The following is an 18,660-nucleotide window of genomic DNA, read 5'->3' as shown; positions in this document are numbered from 1 at the left end:
TCAGTAGGTCTCGAAATGCATGCGGCCTTCGCGCCGCAGCGTTTCGGATAGCGCGGCCCAATCGTGGCCGCCTTCCCGGGCGATCTCCGCCAGCGTCTGCAGCACCCCCTGCTCCATGCCCTTGAGGCCGCAGACGTAGATATAGGTGTCGCCGGCGGTCAGCAGCCGCAGCACATCGGCCGCCCGCTGCCGCATGGCGTCCTGCACATAGCGCCGCGGCTGGCCGGCCTCGCGCGACAGCGCCAGGTTGATATCGATGAAATCCTTGGGCAGCTTCATCAGCGGCCCGAAATACGGCAGTTCGCGCTCGGTGCGCGCGCCGAAGAACAGCATGAGCTGGCCCAGCCCGCCCTGCGCCAGACGCCGCCGGCTGTTTTCGGTCATGGCGCGCATGGGCGCGGCGCCCGTGCCGGTGCAGATCATCATCAGGTTGGCGCCCGGATGGTTGGGCATCAGGAAGGTATTGCCGAACGGCCCGATGACCTGCACGGTATCGCCCTTGGCCAGGTCGCAGAGATAGTTGGAGCACACCCCGCGCACCGCCTGCCCGTCATGGCCTTCGGTCACCCGTTTCACGGTGATGGACAGATTGTTGTAGCCCGGGCGCTCGCCGTCGCGCGGGCTGGCCAGCGAGTACTGGCGCGCGTGATGGGCCCGGCCGTGTTCGTCGGCGCCGGGCGGCAGGATGCCGATGGACTGCCCTTCCAGCACCGGAAAAGGCCGCGCGCCGAAGTCCAGCACGATGTGCCGGATATCGCTGTCGGTGTCGGCGCCGGTGACGCGGTAGTTGCCCACCACCGTGGCCGTGACCGGCGTCTTGTGGGTATAGAGGTTGACGTAGGGATGGGCCGCCGACCAGGGCGGCACCGTGGCGCTGGGCCCGGCGCCGGCCGCGGCCGGGGGCTCGACCGCCGCCGCCGTTTCGGCCTGCCCGGCCTGGGGCGGCTGCTCGGCGGGCAGCTCGTCCCAGCCCAGCTGCTCATCCAGGCTGTAGGCCTGCGCCCGCGCCACCAGGCGCCAGCTGTCGATCGCGCCGGTCGGACACGGCGGCACACAGGCCATGCAGCCGTTGCAGATATCCGCGTTCACGACATAGTTGCGGCTGTCGTGGGTGATCGCGTCGATCGGGCAAGTCTCTTCGCAGGTGTTGCAGCGGATGCAGATCTCGGGATCGATGAGGTGCTGCCTGAGCAGCTCGGCGGGCGCATTCATGGCGGGGCTCAGCTGAAACGAACGTACTCGAAGTTCACCGGCTGGCGATTGATGCCCATGACGGGCGGCGCGATCCAGTTGGCGAATTTGCCGGGCTCGCTCACGCGGCCCATGAGCGACGCCACGAAAGCGCGGTCCTCGGCCGTGGGCAGCCATTTATCGCGGTTGGCCTGCCACTGGCTTTCGCTCAAGACCTCGCCTTCGGGCGAGACGCGGATGCCGGCCAGCGTGCCGATCTGGCGGTTGAACGCCTTGTGCGGCACCGACAGGCGGAAGGGGATGCCATTTTTCTCGATCACCTTGTTCCAGCGCCCCACGCCGGCCATGGAGTCGCGGATGAAGTCGTCGCGCAGCACTTCATTGAGCGCATTGAGCATGGGCACCTCGACCTCGCGCAAGCGGCCGTCGGCCACGGTCAGCACGCGGTAGCTGTCGTTCTTGAGCTGGTGGTCATCGTTGCGCTTGCCTTCTTCGAAGCGGCCCTTCAGGCCCGAGCTGTAGAAGATGGCGGCATTGGAGGACTGGTCGGCGCCGAACAGATCGATGGTCACGCTGTAATGAAAATTCAGGTAGCGCTGGATGGTCTGCAGGTCGATCACGCCGGCGGCGCGGATGGCGGCAGGGTCGTCGGTCTTGAGCTGGTTCATGACCTCGCAGGTGCGCTGGATCACGCGCGAGACGCCGGACTCGCCCACGAACATATGATGGGCTTCTTCGGTCAGCATGAACTTCGTGGTGCGCGCCAGCGGGTCGAAGCTGGATTCGGCCAGGGCGCAGAGCTGGAACTTGCCGTCGCGGTCGGTAAAGTAGGTGAACATATAAAAGGCCAGCCAGTCCGGCGTCTTCTCATTGAAGGCGCCCAGGATGCGCGGGTTGTCTTCATCGCCCGAGCTGCGCTGCAGCAGCGCGTCGGCCTCCTCGCGGCCATCGCGCCCGAAATAGCGATGCAGCAGATAGACCATGGCCCAGAGGTGGCGGCCCTCTTCGACGTTGATCTGGAACAGATTGCGCAGGTCATATTGCGAGGGCGCCGTCATGCCCAGGTGGCGCTGCTGTTCGATGGAAGCCGGCTCGGTGTCGCCCTGGGTGACGATGATGCGGCGCAGGTTGGCGCGATGCTCGCCCGGCACGTCCTGCCAGACGTCGCGGCCCATGTTCTCGCCGAAATGGATTTTGCGCTGCCCGTCCTGCGGCGCCAGGAAGATGCCCCAACGGTAGTCCGGCATCTTGACATGATCGAAGTGCGCCCAGCCATCGGGTTCGACGCTGACGGCGGTGCGCAGATAGACATCGAAGTCCTGCGAGCCATCCGGCCCCATGTCGCGCCACCACTGCAGGTAATTGGGCTGCCAGTGTTCCAGCGCGCGCTGCAGCGCGCGGTCGCCGGAGAGGTTGACGTTGTTGGGAATCTTGTCGCTGTAGTTGATACCGCTCATATCTGTCTCCTGAAGGGCGGCGCGCATGGCCGCCGGATGATTCCGCCGCCGGACCGGGCTAGACCCGGTTCCAGTCGAAGTTGGCCTGCTCGCCCTTGCCGTAGAGCTTGAGCGCCCCCTTCTCGCCCGCCGCGTTGGGGCGGTTGAAGATCCAGTTCTGCCAGGCCGTCAGGCGCCCGAAGATGCGCGTGAGCATGTTTTCGCGGCCGCTGAAGCGCAGATTGGCTTCCAGGCCGGTGAGCGCGTCGGGCGAGAGCGCGCGGCGCTCTTCCAGGGCCAGGCGGATTTCATCGTCCCAGTCCAGGCTGTCGGGCGCGAACGTCACCAGCCCCAGCTCCAGGGCCTCGCGCGGCCCGACGGGCCGGCCGGCCGCGGCGCGCACGGCCTCCAGCGGGCCGGCCTCTTCATGGAAGCGGCGCTGCAGGCGCGACTGGCCGTTGACCATGGGGTAGGCGCCGAAGTTGCGCTCGTCGATGACCAGGGCGGCCGGCCGCTCTTCATCGTCGAGCATGTAGATGCGGTCGGCGGCCAGGGCCAGTTCGAGCAGCGTGCCGGCAAAGCAGGAGCCCGGCTCCACGCAGGCATACAGGGTGCGCGAGGTCACGTCCAGGCGCGCCAGCGTGCGGCGCAGCATGCCGGCGGTCTCGCGCACGAACCAGTGCGCGGCGTGGCGCTGCAGGATCTCGTCGGCGGCCAGCACCTGCGCGGCATCGCCCTCGGTCTTGATGACCCAGGTGCCGATATCCAGTTCGTTGGTGCGCATATAGAGGATGGCGTCGTCCAGCTCGCGCGCCATCGCCAGCGGCCACCAATCGGCGCCGGCGGCGAGGATGGCCTCGATCCCGGCCTCGACCGGCGCTTGCGGCGCACGCACCACCCAGGTGGCCAGACGTTTTTCGCGGTCGATGCTGACCTCGACATGGCGGTAACGCAATCCCTGCGGACCGTCCTCGCGCGCCAGGCGGGTCAAGGCCACGCCGGGGCCTCCCGGCCGGTCGCTGCCGGCGGCCAGTTCGCGCACGCGGGCCTGCACCGCCTCCTGGAACTGCGCCGGCTTGACCACGGCATCGACCAGCCGCCAATCCTTGGCGCGCTGGCCGCGCACGCCCTCGACCAGGGTGCAGAAAATATCGGCCAGGTCATGGCGCACGCGGCGCTTGTCGGTCACCCGGGTCAGGCCGCCGGTGCCCGGCAGCACGCCCAGCAACGGCACCTCGGGCAGGGCCACGGCTGAAGAACGGTCGTCGATCAGGAAGATCTCGTCGCAGGCCAGGGCCAGCTCATAGCCGCCGCCAGCGCAGGCGCCGTTGAGCGCGGCGATGAATTTCAGGCCGCTGTGCTGGCTGGCGTCTTCCATGCCATTGCGGGTTTCGTTGGTGAACTTGCAGAAGTTCACCTTCCAGGCGTGCGAGGACAGGCCCAGCATGAAGATATTGGCGCCCGAACAGAAAATGCGGTCCTTCATGCTGGTGACCACCACGGCGCGCACCTCGGGATGCTCGAAGCGGATGCGCTGCAAGGCATCGTGCAATTCGATATCCACGCCCAGGTCATAGGAATTGAGCTTGAGCTTGTAGCCCGGGCGCAGGCCGGCATCCTCGGAGACATCCATGGCCAGGGTGGCCACCTCGCCTTCGCAATTCAAACGCCAATGACGGTACTGCTGGGGTTCGGTCCGAAAATCCACCGGGGGGGTGCTCATGCTCTGTCTCCTCTAAACCTTCCGGGTCTGCGCTTTGCCGCCTGGCGGCATACGCACAATACTGCATGTGATGAATTAAAATGCAGAATAGTGCAGAAAAAAATGCACGTCAACTCCGACGTGCACAAAAACGCAGTTTTTGAGAAGGCTTAGAGCGGCAGGCCGCAGGCCTTGCGCACCTGGGTGCGCAGGCCGGCGAAACTCTCCGGCAGGCTCAGGTCGCTGGTGACCCAGGTCAGGTCGGCCTTGGCGTAGAAGGCCTCGCGGCCGGCCAGGATGCGCTTGAGATCGGCCATGGCCTCGGCATTGCCCGACATGGGGCGGAAATCGCCCTGCGCCATGACGCGGCCCATATGCTCTTCGGGAGTGGCGCGCAGCCACACGGTATAGCAGTGCGCCAGCAGCAGGTTGAAGGTGGCCGGCTCCGACACCAGGCCGCCCGGCGTGGCGAGCACCATTTCCGGGTAGATCTGCACGGCCTCTTCGAGCGCCCGGCGCTCATAGCGGCGGTAGGCGTTGGGGCCATACAGGTTGTGGATTTCCAGGATGCTGCAGCCGGCCACCCGCTCGATCTCGCGGTTGAGCTCGATGAAGGGATAGCCCAGGTCGTCGGCCAGCATCTGCCCCAGGGTGGATTTGCCCGCGCCGCGCAGGCCGATGAGCGCGATGCGCTGGGTGCGGTTGGGCCGCTGCGCGCCCGCCCCCACGCCGAACAGCTGGGACAGGGACTCGCGCGCGCGCTGCAGGTCCGATTCGCTGCGGCCGCTGAGCAGCTCGCGGATCAGCAGCCATTCGGGCGATTCGGTGGTGACGTCGCCCACCAGTTCGGCCAGCGCGCAATTGAAGGCGCGGGCGATCTGCAGCAGCACCAGGATGGAGGCATTGCCCACCCCATGCTCCAGATTGGCCAGATGGCGCTCGGACACGCCCGTGGCCTGCGACAGGCTTTTGCGCGTCATGCCCCGTATCGCGCGCAGGCGCCGCACCCGTTCGCCCAGGGCGATCAGGAATACGTCACGGCGCGGCTCTTCCAAGTTCGGCTCCAGCGCTGGCTCCATAGTCTGCGACTCCGCACTAACCCTTAAGAAAACATGAACTATAGTGCTTGACGCTCACCATATAAAGCACTATTTTTCCATCAATCGCCGCCAAACATGCATTGACGACGCTCCCACCGGCATAAACACGCACTCTGTTGCATGAGACGCCGGCACCGGACGATAAGTGTATAGGACGCCACCATGAGTACGCCTGAACAGTTCCACGCGCTGATGCGCGAGGTCACCGGCCAGATCGGCGCCGCCGCCCTGGACGCCTCCCTGGAAGACCGCCTCAATCGCGAGCTGGGCGCCGGCAGCGATCTGTACGCGCGCATTTTCGCCGCCTGTCGCCAGGGCATCGCCGCCGGCTGGATGTGCAAACACGAAGGCGGCGGCATCCGCTATGGCCGCGTCATCAAGCCCGACGCCGCGCTGGGCGGCTACTCGGTCGATGTGGTGGACATGAACGATCTTGCCGGACCGCATCACCGCCATCCGCAGGGCGAAATCGACCTGATCATGCCGCTGTCGGATCAGGCGCGATTCGACGGCCGGGGCGCGGGATGGCTGGTCTACGGGCCTGGCACCGCCCACAGCCCCACGGTCAGCGCGGGCCGGGCCCTGGTGCTCTATCTCCTGCCGGACGGCGCCATCGAATTCACGCGCCAGACGGCCTGAAGGACGGGACATGCATATTCTGGAGAACTACGTCGCCGGCCAATGGCGCGCGGGCCAGGGCCAGCCGGCCCGCCTGCACGATCCGGTCACCGGCGCCGTCTTGGCCGGCGCCAGCAGCGCGGGCCTGGATCTGCCCGCGGCTTTCGCCTGGGCCCGCCAACAGGGCGGCGCGGCGCTGCGCGCCATGAGCTATGCGCAGCGCGCGGCCCTGCTGGCGCGTGTGGCCGAGGTGCTGACGGCCCATCGCGACAAATACTTCGAGATCGCGCTGGCCAACAGCGGCACGGTGCAGGCCGACTCGGCCATCGACATCGACGGCGCCCTCTACACCGTGGGCTATTACGCCAAGCAGGGATCGCGCCTGGCCGAAGACGCCTGGCGCATGGACGGCCCGGCCGACGCCCTGGCCCGCGACAACGCCTATGCGGTGCAGCACGTCCGCACGCCCGCGCGCGGCCTGGCGCTGCTCATCAACGCCTTCAACTTCCCCTCGTGGGGGCTGTGGGAAAAAGCCGCGCCCGCCCTGCTGTCGGGCGTGCCCATCGTGGTCAAGCCCGCCACGTCCACCGCCTGGCTCGCGCACGAAATGGTGCGCGACGTGATCCAGGCCGGTATCCTGCCGCCCGGCGCGCTCAGCCTGGTCTGCGGCGGCTCGGCCGGCCTCCTGGACGCGCTGCGGCCGCTGGACCTGCTCTCGTTTACCGGCTCGGCCGATACGGCCGCCCAGTTGCGCGCCCATCCGGCGCTGCTGCGCGGCGAGGTGAGCCTGAACGCCGAGACCGACAGCGTCAACAGCGCGGTGCTCGGCCCGGACGCCGCCGAAGGCGGTCCCGCCTTCGATGCGCTGGTGCGTGAAGTCGTGCGCGAGATGCGCGCCAAGTCGGGCCAGAAATGCACGGCCATCCGGCGCATCCTGGTGCCGGCCGAGCGCTATGACGCCGTGGCCGGCGCCATCTCGGCCCAGCTGGCCCGCATCACCGTGGGCAATCCGCGCCATGACAGCGTGAAGATGGGCGCCCTGGTCAGCCGCGCCCAGTTCGACAACGTGCAATCCGGCCTGGCCGCGCTGCGCGGCGCGGCCGAGGTGCTGTACGACGGCGCGGGCCTGCCGCTGGTGGACGCCGACCCCGCCGTGGCCGCCTGCATGGCGCCCACCTTGCTGGGCGCGCGCCAGCCCCAGGCCCTGCTGCACCAGACCGAGGTGTTCGGGCCGGTCGCCACGCTGATGCCCTATCGCGACACCGCGCAGGCCTGGGCCATGGCCCGGCTGGGCGAGGGGTCGCTGGTGGCCTCGCTCTACAGCGATGACAGCGACTTCCTGGCGCAAGGCGCCCAGGCCCTGGCCGAAAGCCACGGCCGCGTGCACCTGGTCAGCCCGGAAGCGGCCAAGAGCCATACCGGACATGGCAACGTCATGCCGCAGTCGCTGCATGGCGGGCCCGGCCGCGCCGGCGGCGGCCAGGAACTCGGCGGACTGCGAGCCCTGGACTTCTATCACCGCCGCAGCGCCGTGCAAGGCGCGCCCGCCAGACTGGAGAGCCTGCCTACCGCGCGCGCCGCGGCCTTTGCCGAATAGCCGCCCATCAGAGCCATCAGGCCGCGGGCTCGCCCCTCGAGGAGACAAATATGCACGACTGCCCCAATGAGCTGAATTTCGCCAGCCACCTGGCCGCGCTGAATGCGCCGCGCGCCGCCAAGACCGCGTATATCGACGATGAACGCCAGCTCAGCTACGGCGAGCTGGCCGAGCGCGTGGCCCGCTTTGGCGGCGCCCTGCGCCAGCTGGGGCTGCGCCGCGAAGAACGCATCCTCATGGTGATGCACGACACGGTGGACTGGCCGGTGGCCTTTCTGGGCGCCCTGCACGCCGGCATCGTGCCGGTGGCCGTCAACACCCTGCTGACGCCGGACGACTACGCCTATATCGCCGCCCACTGCCGGGCGCGGGCGCTGGTCGTCTCCGCCAGCCTGCTGCCGCAGCTGCGGCCCGCGCTGGACAGCGGCCAGCACGATATCGAGCACGTCATCGTCTCGCAGCCGGCGCAGGCGGCGGCGGGCCAGCATGCTTTCGAGACCCTGATCGCCCAGGCGCCCATCGCGCCGGCGGCCCGCACGCTGGCCGACGAGATCGCCTTCTGGCTCTACTCCTCGGGCTCCACCGGCAAGCCCAAGGGCGTGGTCCACACCCACGGCAACCTCTGGCATACGGCCGAGCTCTACGCCAAGCCGGTGCTGGGCATACGCGAAGACGATGTGGCGTTTTCGGCCGCCAAGCTTTTCTTCGCCTACGGCCTGGGCAATGGCCTGACCTTCCCGCTGTCGGTGGGCGCGACCACCATCCTGATGGCCGAACGCCCCACTCCGCAGGCGGTCTTCAAGCGCCTGACCACGCATCGCCCTTCGGTCTTCTATGGCGTGCCGACGCTGTACGCCAGCATGATGGCCTCGCCCGAGCTGCCGGCGCGCGACACCGTGTCCATGCGCATCTGCACCTCGGCCGGCGAAGCCCTGCCGCGCGATATCGGAGAGCGCTTTACCCGTCATTTCGGCTGTCAAATCCTCGACGGCATCGGCTCGACCGAGATGCTGCATATCTTCCTGTCCAATCAGCCGGGCCAGTTCCGCTACGGCACCACGGGCAAGCCCGTGCCCGGCTACGAAGTGCAGCTGCGCGACGAGGCCGGACTGCCCGTGGCCCCCGGCGCCATCGGCGACCTCTATATCAAGGGGCCGAGCGCCGCGCTCATGTACTGGAACAACCGCGACAAGACGCGCCAGTGCTTCCTGGGCGATTGGCTCAAGAGCGGTGACAAATATCTGTGCGACGAGGACGGCTATTACGTCTACGCCGGACGCAGCGACGACATGATAAAGGTCAGCGGGCAATATGTCTCGCCGGTGGAGGTCGAGAACGTGCTGGTGCAGCACGAGGCCGTGCTGGAGGCCGCCGTCATCGGCGCGCCCGACCATGACGGGCTGGTCAAGACCAAGGCCTATGTCGTGCTGCGGCCGGGCTATGCGCCCGACGCCAGCACGGGCGCGGCCCTGCAGGACTATGTCAAAGCCCATCTGGCGCCCTTCAAGTATCCGCGCCAGATCAATTTCACCGAAGAGCTGCCCAAGACCGCCACGGGCAAGATCCAGCGCTTCCGCCTGCGCCAGCTGGAAGAGGCCGGCCTGTGAACACGGCCCTGGTCGAGCGCGCGGGCATCTCGGCCCACGGGCTGCGCTTTGATCTGGAATACACCTGGATCGAACCGCAGCGCCGCGACCGCCCCCTGCTGGTCTTTCTGCACGAGGGGCTGGGCTCGGTCGCCATGTGGCGCGACTTTCCGACGCGCCTGTGCGCGGGCGCCGGCTGCCGCGGCCTGGTCTATTCGCGGCGCGGCTATGGCCAGTCGACACCGCGGCCGACCGGGGAGCGCTGGCCGGTGGACTTCATGCAGCGCGAAGCCAGGGACGTCCTGCCGGCCCTGTTGGACGCGCTGGGCCTGGAGGCGGAAAAGCCGCTGCTCTTCGGCCACAGCGACGGCGGCTCCATCGCCCTGCTGTATGCCGCCCTGTATCCGGAGAAGGTGGCCGGCATCGTGGTGGCCGCGCCCCATATCTTCGTCGAGGACATCACCCTGGCGAACATCGAGGCCGCGCGCGCGGCCTATCTGCAAACCGATCTGCGGCAAAGGCTGGCGCGCTATCACGCCGATCCGGACTCGGCCTTCTGGGGCTGGAACCAGGTCTGGCTGGACCCGGCCTTCGCGCAATGGAATATCGAGGACCAGCTGTCCGGCCTGCGCTGCCCGACGCTGGCCATGCAGGGCCTCGACGATGAATACGGCACCCTGGCCCAGATAGAAGGCATACAGCGTCACGCGCCGCAGACGCGCCTGCTGACGCTGCCCGAGTGCCGGCATTCCCCCCACAGGGACCAACCCCAGGCCGTCATCCAGGCTGTCGCCGACTTCGTCGGCGGCCTGGCCGGCCGCCCATAACAAGCACAGGAGACCCGCGATGCCATCCACCACCCAACGCGCCGCCAGGCTGGCCGGCGCCGCCTTCCTCGTCCTGGCCGCCCACCAGGCGCAGGCCGCCGACCCCGTCAAGGTCGGCTTCATGCTGCCCTACAGCGGCACGTATGCCGCCCTGGGCACGGCCATCGAAAACGGCTTCAAGCTCTATGTGCAGCAACAGGGCGGCAAGCTGGCCGGACGCGAGGTCGAATACGTCAAGGTCGACGACGAATCCAACCCGGCCAAGGGACCCGAGAACGCCAACCGCCTCATCAAGCGCGACAAGGTCGATGTGGTCATCGGCACGGTGCACTCCGGCGTGGCCATGGCCCTGGCCAAGGCCGCCAAGGACAGCGACACCACGCTGATCGTGGCCAATGCCGGCGCCGACGCCATCACGGGCCCCATGTGCGGCCCGGGCATCTTCCGCACCTCGTTCACCAATTGGCAGCCGGCCTACGCCATGGGCCCGGTGGCCGCGGCCAAGGGCCATAAGACCGCCATCACCGTGACCTGGAAATACGCCGCCGGCGACGAGGCCGTGGCGGGTTTCCGCGAAGGTTTCGAAAAGTCCGGCGGCAAGGTGGTCAAGGACCTGACCGTGCCCTTTCCCAATGTGGAGTTCCAATCGGTGCTGACCGAGATCGCGGCCAGCAAGCCCGATATGGTGTTCACCTTCTTTGCCGGCGGCGGCGCGGTGAAATTCGTGCAGGACTATGCGGCCGCGGGCCTGGGCAAGAACATCCCGCTGTATGGCTCGGGATTCCTGACCGACGGCACGCTGCAGGCCCAGGGCGCCTCGGCCCAAGGCCTGCTGACCACGCTGCACTATGCCGATGGCCTGAACACGCCGCGCGACAACGCCTTCCGCGCCGACTACAACAAGGCCTACAAGCTGGCGCCCGACGTCTATGCGGTGCAGGGCTATGACGCCGCCCAGTTGCTGCAGGCGGGCCTGGCGGCGGTGCAGGGCGACATCGGCAAGAAGGCCGAGATGCGCCGCGCGATGCGGGCGGCCACCATCGACTCGCCGCGCGGGCCCTTCACGCTGTCGGCCGCCGGCAACCCGGTGCAGGACATCTATCTGCGCAAGGTGGAGGGGCTGGAAAACAAAGTGGTCGAGGTCGCCGTCAAGCAGTTGGCCGACCCGGCCCGCGGCTGCAAGCTCTGACGCGCCATGGATCCGGGCATCTTCCTCATCCACGCCCTGAATGCGCTGCAATACGGGCTGCTGCTGTTCCTGGTGGCCAGCGGCCTGACGCTGATCTTCGGGATCATGGGCATCATCAACCTGGCGCATGGCAGCTTCTACATGATAGGGGCGTACATGGCGTTCGCGCTCGGACCCGTGGCGCAGGCCTATCTGGGCGGCGGCTTTTTCCTCACGCTGGCGCTCTGCGTGGCCGCCGCCTTGCTGCTGGGCTATGTGCTGGAAGCCGTGTTTTTCAGTTTTCTGTACACGCGCGACCACCTGCAGCAGGTGCTCATGACCTATGGGCTCATCCTGGTGTTCGAGGAAGCGCGCAGCCTGCTGGTCGGCAATGACGTGCATGGCGTGCCCATGCCGTCCTGGCTGGCCGGCACGGTGCCGCTGGGCGATGTCATGACCTATCCCGTCTATCGCCTCTTCGTGGCGGCGATGGCCCTGGCCGCCGCCGCCCTGCTCTATTGGGTCATCGCCCGCACCCGGGTCGGCATGATGGTGCGCGCCGGCGCGAGCAACCGCGAGATGATCGGCAGCCTGGGCGTCAATATCAACCGGCTCTACCGCTGGGTGTTCGCCGCCGGCGTGGCCATGGCCGCGCTGGCCGGCGCGCTGGCCGCGCCCGTGTCGTCGGTCTACCCGGGCATGGGCCACGGCGTGCTCATCGTCTGCTTCGTCGTGGTGGTGATCGGCGGCATCGGCTCCATCCGAGGCACCTTCCTGGCCGCCATGCTGGTGGCCGCCGTCGAGACCTTCGGACAGGTATGGTTTCCGGCCGCGGCCGGTGTGCTGGTCTATCTGCTGATGGCCACGATTTTGCTGTTCCGGCCGGAAGGCCTGTTCCGGCAGGGCTGAGGAGGGCCGCATGTCGCATTCATCATCGCTGCGCGTCGCGCGCCAGGCTCTGCCCCTGCTCTGCCTGCTGGCCCTGGCCGCCTTCGCCTTCATCGGCGGCGACTACTACACCGGCCTGGCGCTGAAGATCATGATCTACAGCATCTTCGCGCTCGGCCTGCAATTGCTGGTGGGCAGCGCCGGGCTGGTCAGTCTCGGGCAGGCCGCCTTCTTCGGCCTGGGCGCCTATGCCGCCGCCCTGCTCTCGCCGGCCGGCTCGGCGGCCTCGCTGTGGTGGCTGCTGCCGGCCGCGCTGGCCGCCGCCGGCCTCTATGCCCTGGTCACCGGCGCCCTGGCGCTGCGCACCAAGGGCATCTACTTCATCATGGTGACGCTGGCCTTCTCGCAAATGGCGTATTACGTCATGCACGACACCAAGCTGGGCGGCGGCAGCGACGGCATCTATCTTTACTTCCGGCCCGAACCGGCCATCGGCGGCTGGCTGCCCTTCGATCTGAGCGAGGCCCGCAGCTTTTACTTCTTTGTGCTGGGCTGCCTGGCGGCGGCGTGGATCTTCCTGGCGCTGTTGCGGCGCTCGCCGTTCGGCGCGGCCCTGACCGGCATCGGCATCAATGAACAGCGCATGCGCGCCGCCGGCTATGCCAGCTATCCCTACAAGCTGGCCGCCTATGTCATCGCCGCCGTGCTGGCCGGCCTGGCGGGCTTTCTCTATGCCCTGAAAGACGGCTTTGTCACGCCGGAGCTGCTGGCCTGGGAGCAATCGGCGCTGGTGCTGCTCATGGTCATCCTGGGCGGCCAGACCCGCCAGGGCGGCGCGGTGCTGGGCGCGGCCGCCTTGCTGCTCCTGCAGGAGGTCTTTCAATCCCAGGAGATCTTTGGCGGGTTCGCCGATCACTGGCACCTGCCCCTGGGGCTGTCCATCATCGCCCTGGTGGCCTGGCTGCCCCAAGGCCTCATCGGCCTGGCCGGCCAGTTCCGCCGCAAGCCGGCGGCGGACCAGGCCGCCGGCGACACGCTGCCCGTCTCGGGAGACTCCCATGCCTGACATCCTGCTGCGCGCGCGCGACATCACGCGCCGCTTCGGCGGCCTGGTCGCCGTCAACGGCGTATCGCTGGAGCTGCCGCGCGGCGCCGTGCATGCCGTCATCGGCACCAATGGCGCCGGCAAATCCACCCTCATCAACATCCTGTCCGGCGAGCTGGCGGCCAGCTCGGGCAGCGTGACGCTGGACGGCAAGGACGTGAGCGCCTGGTCCCAGCCCCGGCGCGCCCAGGCCGGCCTGGGCCGGACCTACCAACGCTCCACCATCTTCCCGTCCCTGAGCGTCTTCGAGAACTGCCGCCTGGCGGCGCAATCGCGCCGCCAGCGCTTCTGGCGCTGGACGGCCCGGGCCGCCGACTGCCCGCACAGCGCGGGCCAGGCCGACGCGGCGCTGTCGCGCACGGGCCTGCGCCAGGCGGCCGATCGCCCGGCCGGTCTCCTGCCCCATGGGCATAAGCGGCAGCTGGAGATCGCCATGTGCCTGGCCGGCACGCCCTCCGTGCTGCTGCTGGACGAACCCCTGGCCGGCATGGGTCCGGAAGAAACCGGGCGCATTCTCGAACTGCTGCAGACCCTGAAGGCCGATCACGCCATCCTGCTGGTCGAGCACGATATGGACGCCGTCTTCCGCGTGGCCGACCGGGTGACCGTCATGGTCAACGGCACGGTGCTCGCCAGCGGCGACCCGGCCGCGGTGCGCGCCGACCCGCAGGTGCAGACCGCCTATCTGGGAGAACAGGCATGAGCGCCAATACGCTGGTGCAGGCCCAGGACCTGCATGTGCACTATGGCGCCAGCCATGTGCTGCGCGGCGTGGACCTGGCGATCCAGGCCGGAGAGTCCGTCGGCCTGCTGGGACGCAATGGCATGGGCAAGACCACGCTGATCCGCACCCTGGCCGGGCTGCTGCGGCCCACGCGCGGATCGGTCGCCGTGCAGGGCCGTCCCGCCGCCGCGCCCCATGCGGTGGCGCGCATGGGCCTGGCCTATGTGCCGGAAGGCCGGGGCATCTTCCCCAACCTGAGCGTGCGCGAAAACCTGCTGGTGGCGGCCCGGCCCGGCAAGCACCGGTCCTGGGATTACGCGCGCGTGCTGCGCACCTTTCCGCGGCTTGCGGAGCGGCTGGACCATGGCGGCCACCAGCTCTCCGGCGGCGAACAGCAGATGCTGGCCATCGGGCGCGCCTTGATGACCAATCCCGACCTGCTCATCCTCGACGAAGCCACCGAAGGCCTGGCGCCGCTCATCGTGGCCGAGATCTGGAGCATCATCGCCCTGATCCGCGCCTCGGGCATGTCCACCCTGGTGGTCGACCGCAATTTCCGCGCCGTGCTGGCCCACACCGACCGCTGCGTGGTGATGGAAAAAGGCCGGCTGGTCGAAGGCGGGGACAGCGCCGGATTCGCCCGCCAGCCCCATCTGCTCACCCGCTATCTCGGCGTCTAGTCTGGCCCGTCCTCGCCGGCCTTGATGGCGGCCTCCGGATCCGGCCGCAGGGACAGCCAGACCCGGCGCATGGTCGGATCCTCCGGGTCGGGATCGTTGGTGAAGCCCAGCCGCGTCATGAGCGTGAGCATGGGCCGGTTGGTCGAGAGCACCAGGCCATCGATGTACTCCAGCCCCTGTTCGCGCGCCTCGGCGATAAGCGCGCTCATGAGCTGGCCGCCCAGGCGCCGGCGCTGCCAGTCATCGCCGATCACCAGGGCGTACTCCGCGCCGCGCCCATCCGGATTGCGCAGATAGTGCGCGAAACCGATGATGACCTCGCGCGGATGCCCCCGGTTGGCGGGATTGGGAAGCTGGGTGGCCGCCACCAGCGCCAGCTCGCGGTGATAGTCCACCTGGGTGTAGCGGGCCACCATGCGCGGCGTCAGCTCGCGCATCATGGACACGAAGCGCATATAGCGCGAGCGCTCCGACAAGCCGCGGATGAATTCCTGCAAGGGCTCGCCATCCTCGGGACGGATGGGGCGGATCACCCAGGGCGTGCCATCCTCGAAGCGGCGCATCTGCACCAGGCGCGCCGGATAGGGATGGATGGCCATATGCGGATAGCCCGAGGTCTGCGGCGAGGCGCAGGCCGGGGTCTCGGTCAGCGTCATGCGCAGCCCGCCGGCGCGCAGCCGGCTTTCGCCGGCATAGAGCGGATCGATGTCCAGCGACTGGATGTCCGGCATCTCGGAAACCAGTTCGGAGACCTGCACCAGGGCATGCTGCAAGGCCTCGGTGGCGGCATTGCTGACCTGCGGCGCCAGCACCCGGCGCCAGATGCGGCTGCGCTCGATCAGCTGGCGGGCGAGGAAGTTATTCAGGGGCGGCAGGTCCATGCCGCGCTCGGCCACCGACAGCAAGGCATCGGGGCCGCCCGCGCCGAAGCGGATCACCGGACCGAACTTGGCGTCCGTGCGCACGCGGATGGCCATGGGCCGCGATTCGGGCTCGACCGGACGCACGTCCAGGGGGCCGTCGCGCAGCGGCACATGAAACGCATCCAGCAGCGCGCGGCACTCCGCCGGGGTCAGCTCAAGCCGGCCCGCCTCGCGGGCGGCGGCGATCACGGCGCGCGCGGCCGCCATGTCGGGCAGGCGGCCAGGCGGCTCGGGCGGCTGAGTCTGCAGAAGCAGCTGCTGGTTGTAATAGTGGGTGGCCAGCACGCCGAAGGCGTCGGCGGCGGACTCGGGCGTGCGAAAGGCCGGGGTGCCGGCGTCATCGAGCATGCGCCGCAGCGGCCGCATGCCGGCATCGCCCATGAAACAGCTGACCACCGGCTTGCGCGCCTTGGGCGCGAACTGCGCCAGCTGGCGCGCCACGGCCGGCATATCGGCCAGCGCGTCGGGCGCCAGCAGCACCAGCACCCCGTCCACGCCCGTGTCATCGATCAGGCAGTCCAGCAATTGCTGCAGGCGCTCGGGGGTGAGCGGCGGATAGGTGATGACCGGATTGCCGGCCGGGGCGTCGGGCTCCAGCAGGCCGGCCAGCGTGCGCTGCGTGGCCGGCGACAGTTCGGCCTTGAGCACGGCCGCCTCCGGGCCGATCAGATCGAGGGCGAGCTGCGGCGGCCCGCTGCCATTGGACAGCAGCGCCACGCGGCGGCCTCGCGGACGCCGGGCATAACCCAGCACCTTGACCGCCGAGAAGAGCTGCACGAAGTAACGCACGCGCACCGCCCCCGCCCGGCGCAAGGCGGCATCGAAGACCGCGTCGGCGCCGCCGGGCTCGCCGCGCCCGGCCTTGAGCACAATGACCGGCTTGACGCTGGCCGCCGCGCGCAGGGCGCTCATGAACTCGCGAGCCGGCCCGATGTTTTCCAGGTAGAGCACGATGCTGTCGGTGCGCGGATCGCTGGCGAGAAAGTCCAGCACCTCGGACAGGCCCACCACGGCCTCGTCGCCCAGCGACACCGCCAGGGAGAAGCCGATGTGCACATCCTCGGCCCAGTCCATCACGGCCGCCATGATGGAGCGCGACTGCGCCACCAGGGCCACGCGCCCGGCGCGGGCCAGCGTCGGATGCTGGCTGAGATTGAGCCCGGCATGCGGGCGCTGCGCGCCAAAGGAGCGCGGCCCCAGCAGCTGGCAATGATGCTCGCGCGCCCAGGCCTCGCACAGGGCCAGGGTGCCCCGGGGGTAGGGATCGGGCAGTTCGTGGGGCAGCAGGATGAGCCCGCGCGGCGCCAGGCGGGCCAGGCGGCGCAGCGTCTCGGGCAGCACGGCCGGGGACACGCACACCAGGGCCAGATCCACCCGCTCGCCGTCTTCCAGACCGTTGCAGCGCTCGGGCAGCTCCGGCGCCTGGCCCGGCGGGCTGTCTATCATGGTGGTCCGAGAGCGCAGGGCCCCCGGCAGCACCGAAGCGGCGGGGAGAGTCCGATCGGCCACGATCAGCAAGGACCGGGGCTCGAAAAGCGGTGCAAGCACGTGTCGGAGCATCGGGATTTGGCACTATTCTAAAATGCTGTCATCGTAACAATACAACCTGCCCGCCATCCATGGCGGCCAGCGCGCAGCACGCGCCACTTTTCATGGAGGGCCGCCGCGGCCAACGCGGCGCCAATACCGGCCTATGACTTCCGCAAAACCCGTCCGTACCCGCTTCGCCCCCTCGCCCACCGGCTTTCTGCACCTGGGCGGCGCGCGCACCGCGCTCTTCTCCTGGGCTTTCGCCCGCCACAACAAGGGTGTGTTCGTGCTGCGCATCGAAGACACCGACGTGGAGCGCTCGACCGATGCGGCCGTGCAGGCCATCCTCGACAGCATGGAGTGGCTGGGCATGCAGCCCGACGAAGGCCCCTTCTACCAAATGAAGCGCCTGGACCGCTACGCCGAGGTCCTGAAGGACATGCTGGCCGCCGGCACCGCCTATCACTGCTACAGCACCCCCGAAGAAGTCGAGGCCATGCGCGAGGCCGCGCGCGCCAAGGGCGAAAAGCCCCGCTATGACGGCACCTGGCGCCCCGAGCCCGGCAAGGTGCTGCCCCCCATCCCCGAAGGCCGCAAGCCGGTGATCCGCTTCAAGAATCCGCAAAGCGGCGTGACGGCCTGGGACGACATGGTCAAGGGCCCGGTCAGCTTCGACAACAGCGAACTCGACGACCTGATCATCGCCCGTCCCGACGGCACCCCCACCTATAACTTCTGCGTGGTGGTCGACGACTGGGACATGGGCATGACCCACGTGATCCGGGGCGACGACCACGTCAACAACACGCCGCGCCAGATCAACATCCTCAAGGCGCTGGGCGCCGAGGTGCCCCAATACGGCCACGTGCCCATGATTCTCGGCCCCGACGGCCTGAAGCTGTCCAAGCGCCATGGCGCGGTCAATGTCATGGACTACGACGACCAGGGCTATCTGCCCGAGGCCATGGTCAACTACCTGGCGCGCCTGGGCTGGAGCCACGGCGACGCCGAGCTGTTTGGCCGCGAGGAATTCGTCGAATGGTTCGACACCCGCCACCTGTCCAAGTCGCCCTCCCAGTGGGACCCCAAGAAGCTGAACTGGGTCAACGCCCACCACATCAAGGGCATGGACAACGCCGAGCTGGCGCGCCGCGTGGCGCCCCGCATCGCCAAGCGCGGCGGCGACGCCTCGCGCGCCGACCTGCCCGAGATCATCGGCCTGTTCAAGGACCGCGCCGAAACCCTGGAGCAGCTGGCCGATGACGCCATGCTGTTCTGCGGCCCCTTCCAGCCGGCGCCGGCCGAACTGGTCGCCCAGCACCTGACGCCGGCCGCCCGCGAGGCGCTGGCCGGCTTTGCCGCCGCCGCCGCCGGCACCGAATGGACGCGCGAGGCCCTCTCGGCCCTGATCAAGGCGCAACTGGCCGAACGCGGCCTGAAGATGCCGCAGCTGGCCATCCCGCTGCGCGTGGCCGTCGCCGGCCGCGCCCAGACGCCGGCCGTGGACGCGGTGCTGGCGCTGCTGGGCAAGGACGCCGTGCTCGAACGCCTGGCCAAGCTGCCGGCCTGATCCCGGCCGGCTCCG

The 18,660-nt window shown here is 68.7% G+C and carries 15 protein-coding genes; 10 read left to right on the top strand and 5 right to left on the bottom strand.

Annotated elements, in window-relative coordinates:
- The 4 genes from boxA to L540_RS09880 form a co-directional block, all read right to left on the bottom strand.
- Window positions 1-1,212, bottom strand: coding sequence for a benzoyl-CoA 2,3-epoxidase subunit BoxA (boxA, locus tag L540_RS09895; RefSeq protein WP_043209834.1), 1,212 nt, complete (start codon window positions 1,210-1,212; stop codon window positions 1-3).
- 8 nt (window positions 1,213-1,220) lie between these two features.
- Window positions 1,221-2,648: a benzoyl-CoA 2,3-epoxidase subunit BoxB gene (gene boxB, locus L540_RS09890; RefSeq protein WP_043209836.1), complete on the bottom strand. Its 1,428-nt coding sequence runs from the start codon at window positions 2,646-2,648 to the stop codon at window positions 1,221-1,223.
- A 58-nt stretch (window positions 2,649-2,706) separates the two neighbouring features.
- Entirely contained in the window at window positions 2,707-4,350 is a 1,644-nt protein-coding gene (gene boxC / locus L540_RS09885) for a 2,3-epoxybenzoyl-CoA dihydrolase (protein ID WP_043209838.1), read from the bottom strand.
- A 149-nt stretch (window positions 4,351-4,499) separates the two neighbouring features.
- A complete protein-coding gene (locus tag L540_RS09880; protein WP_043209840.1) occupies window positions 4,500-5,408 on the bottom strand; it encodes a helix-turn-helix transcriptional regulator in 909 nt (302 codons plus the stop codon).
- A gap of 183 nt (window positions 5,409-5,591) precedes the next feature.
- Here L540_RS09880 and L540_RS09875 point away from each other — a divergent pair, with 183 nt between their 5' ends.
- Genes L540_RS09875 through L540_RS09835 form a run of 9 tightly spaced genes read left to right on the top strand, consistent with a single transcriptional unit; the run spans window position 5,592 to window position 14,622 of the window.
- Window positions 5,592-6,068 (top strand): 4-hydroxylaminobenzoate lyase, encoded by a 477-nt coding sequence (locus tag L540_RS09875; protein ID WP_043209842.1) that lies wholly within the window; start codon window positions 5,592-5,594, stop codon window positions 6,066-6,068.
- Between the two features lie 10 nt (window positions 6,069-6,078).
- The gene (locus L540_RS09870) at window positions 6,079-7,644 is read left to right on the top strand and encodes a 3,4-dehydroadipyl-CoA semialdehyde dehydrogenase (RefSeq protein WP_043209844.1); all 1,566 of its coding nucleotides are present in this window, start codon (window positions 6,079-6,081) and stop codon (window positions 7,642-7,644) included.
- Window positions 7,645-7,694: 50 nt separating this feature from the next.
- Window positions 7,695-9,251, top strand: a complete 1,557-nt coding sequence (locus L540_RS09865; RefSeq protein ID WP_043209846.1) for a benzoate-CoA ligase family protein — start codon at window positions 7,695-7,697, stop codon at window positions 9,249-9,251.
- Window positions 9,248-10,057 carry an alpha/beta fold hydrolase gene (locus tag L540_RS09860; RefSeq protein ID WP_043209849.1) on the top strand — a complete coding sequence of 270 codons (810 nt, stop codon included), beginning with the start codon at window positions 9,248-9,250 and terminating at the stop codon, window positions 10,055-10,057. The genes L540_RS09865 and L540_RS09860 overlap by 4 nt, the downstream gene beginning before the upstream one ends.
- Before the next feature lie 19 nt (window positions 10,058-10,076).
- The gene (locus L540_RS09855) at window positions 10,077-11,246 is read left to right on the top strand and encodes an ABC transporter substrate-binding protein (protein ID WP_043209851.1); all 1,170 of its coding nucleotides are present in this window, start codon (window positions 10,077-10,079) and stop codon (window positions 11,244-11,246) included.
- 6 nt (window positions 11,247-11,252) lie between these two features.
- Window positions 11,253-12,134 (top strand): branched-chain amino acid ABC transporter permease, encoded by an 882-nt coding sequence (locus L540_RS09850; RefSeq protein WP_043209853.1) that lies wholly within the window; start codon window positions 11,253-11,255, stop codon window positions 12,132-12,134.
- Window positions 12,135-12,144: 10 nt separating this feature from the next.
- A complete protein-coding gene (locus L540_RS09845; RefSeq protein WP_197085646.1) occupies window positions 12,145-13,179 on the top strand; it encodes a branched-chain amino acid ABC transporter permease in 1,035 nt (344 codons plus the stop codon).
- Window positions 13,172-13,921, top strand: coding sequence for an ABC transporter ATP-binding protein (locus L540_RS09840; protein ID WP_043209855.1), 750 nt, complete (start codon window positions 13,172-13,174; stop codon window positions 13,919-13,921). The genes L540_RS09845 and L540_RS09840 overlap by 8 nt, the downstream gene beginning before the upstream one ends.
- Window positions 13,918-14,622, top strand: coding sequence for an ABC transporter ATP-binding protein (locus L540_RS09835; protein WP_043209857.1), 705 nt, complete (start codon window positions 13,918-13,920; stop codon window positions 14,620-14,622). Before L540_RS09840 ends, L540_RS09835 begins: the two co-directional genes overlap by 4 nt.
- On the opposite strand, the gene L540_RS09830 is transcribed toward L540_RS09835, so the two are convergent.
- On the bottom strand, window positions 14,619-17,105 hold the full coding sequence (locus tag L540_RS09830; protein ID WP_043209859.1) for a bifunctional acetate--CoA ligase family protein/GNAT family N-acetyltransferase: 2,487 nt from the start codon (window positions 17,103-17,105) through the stop codon (window positions 14,619-14,621). The genes L540_RS09835 and L540_RS09830 overlap by 4 nt on opposite strands.
- Window positions 17,106-17,238: 133 nt before the next feature.
- Here L540_RS09830 and gltX point away from each other — a divergent pair, with 133 nt between their 5' ends.
- Window positions 17,239-18,645 (top strand): glutamate--tRNA ligase, encoded by a 1,407-nt coding sequence (gene gltX, locus L540_RS09825; protein ID WP_043209861.1) that lies wholly within the window; start codon window positions 17,239-17,241, stop codon window positions 18,643-18,645.
- The last annotated feature ends 15 nt before the right edge of the window (window positions 18,646-18,660 follow it).

Source organism: Bordetella pseudohinzii (assembly GCF_000657795.2).
GTDB classification, from domain to species: Bacteria; Pseudomonadota; Gammaproteobacteria; order Burkholderiales; family Burkholderiaceae_B; genus Bordetella; species Bordetella pseudohinzii.
Note: the sequence above shows the minus strand (reverse complement) of the source record. Positions and strands in the feature narration are given on the sequence as shown.

Excerpts from the sequence above, each read along its gene's own strand:
- boxA (WP_043209834.1), bottom strand. The coding sequence starts at position 1,212 with ATGAATGCGCCCGCCGAGCTGCTCAGGCAGCACCTCATCGATCCCGAG.
- boxB (WP_043209836.1), bottom strand. The coding sequence starts at position 2,648 with ATGAGCGGTATCAACTACAGCGACAAGATTCCCAACAACGTCAACCTC.
- boxC (WP_043209838.1), bottom strand. The coding sequence starts at position 4,350 with ATGAGCACCCCCCCGGTGGATTTTCGGACCGAACCCCAGCAGTACCGT.
- L540_RS09880 (WP_043209840.1), bottom strand. The coding sequence starts at position 5,408 with ATGGAGCCAGCGCTGGAGCCGAACTTGGAAGAGCCGCGCCGTGACGTA.
- L540_RS09875 (WP_043209842.1), top strand. The coding sequence starts at position 5,592 with ATGAGTACGCCTGAACAGTTCCACGCGCTGATGCGCGAGGTCACCGGC.
- L540_RS09870 (WP_043209844.1), top strand. The coding sequence starts at position 6,079 with ATGCATATTCTGGAGAACTACGTCGCCGGCCAATGGCGCGCGGGCCAG.
- L540_RS09865 (WP_043209846.1), top strand. The coding sequence starts at position 7,695 with ATGCACGACTGCCCCAATGAGCTGAATTTCGCCAGCCACCTGGCCGCG.
- L540_RS09855 (WP_043209851.1), top strand. The coding sequence starts at position 10,077 with ATGCCATCCACCACCCAACGCGCCGCCAGGCTGGCCGGCGCCGCCTTC.
- L540_RS09850 (WP_043209853.1), top strand. The coding sequence starts at position 11,253 with ATGGATCCGGGCATCTTCCTCATCCACGCCCTGAATGCGCTGCAATAC.
- L540_RS09845 (WP_197085646.1), top strand. The coding sequence starts at position 12,145 with ATGTCGCATTCATCATCGCTGCGCGTCGCGCGCCAGGCTCTGCCCCTG.
- L540_RS09840 (WP_043209855.1), top strand. The coding sequence starts at position 13,172 with ATGCCTGACATCCTGCTGCGCGCGCGCGACATCACGCGCCGCTTCGGC.
- L540_RS09835 (WP_043209857.1), top strand. The coding sequence starts at position 13,918 with ATGAGCGCCAATACGCTGGTGCAGGCCCAGGACCTGCATGTGCACTAT.
- L540_RS09830 (WP_043209859.1), bottom strand. The coding sequence starts at position 17,105 with ATGCTCCGACACGTGCTTGCACCGCTTTTCGAGCCCCGGTCCTTGCTG.
- gltX (WP_043209861.1), top strand. The coding sequence starts at position 17,239 with ATGACTTCCGCAAAACCCGTCCGTACCCGCTTCGCCCCCTCGCCCACC.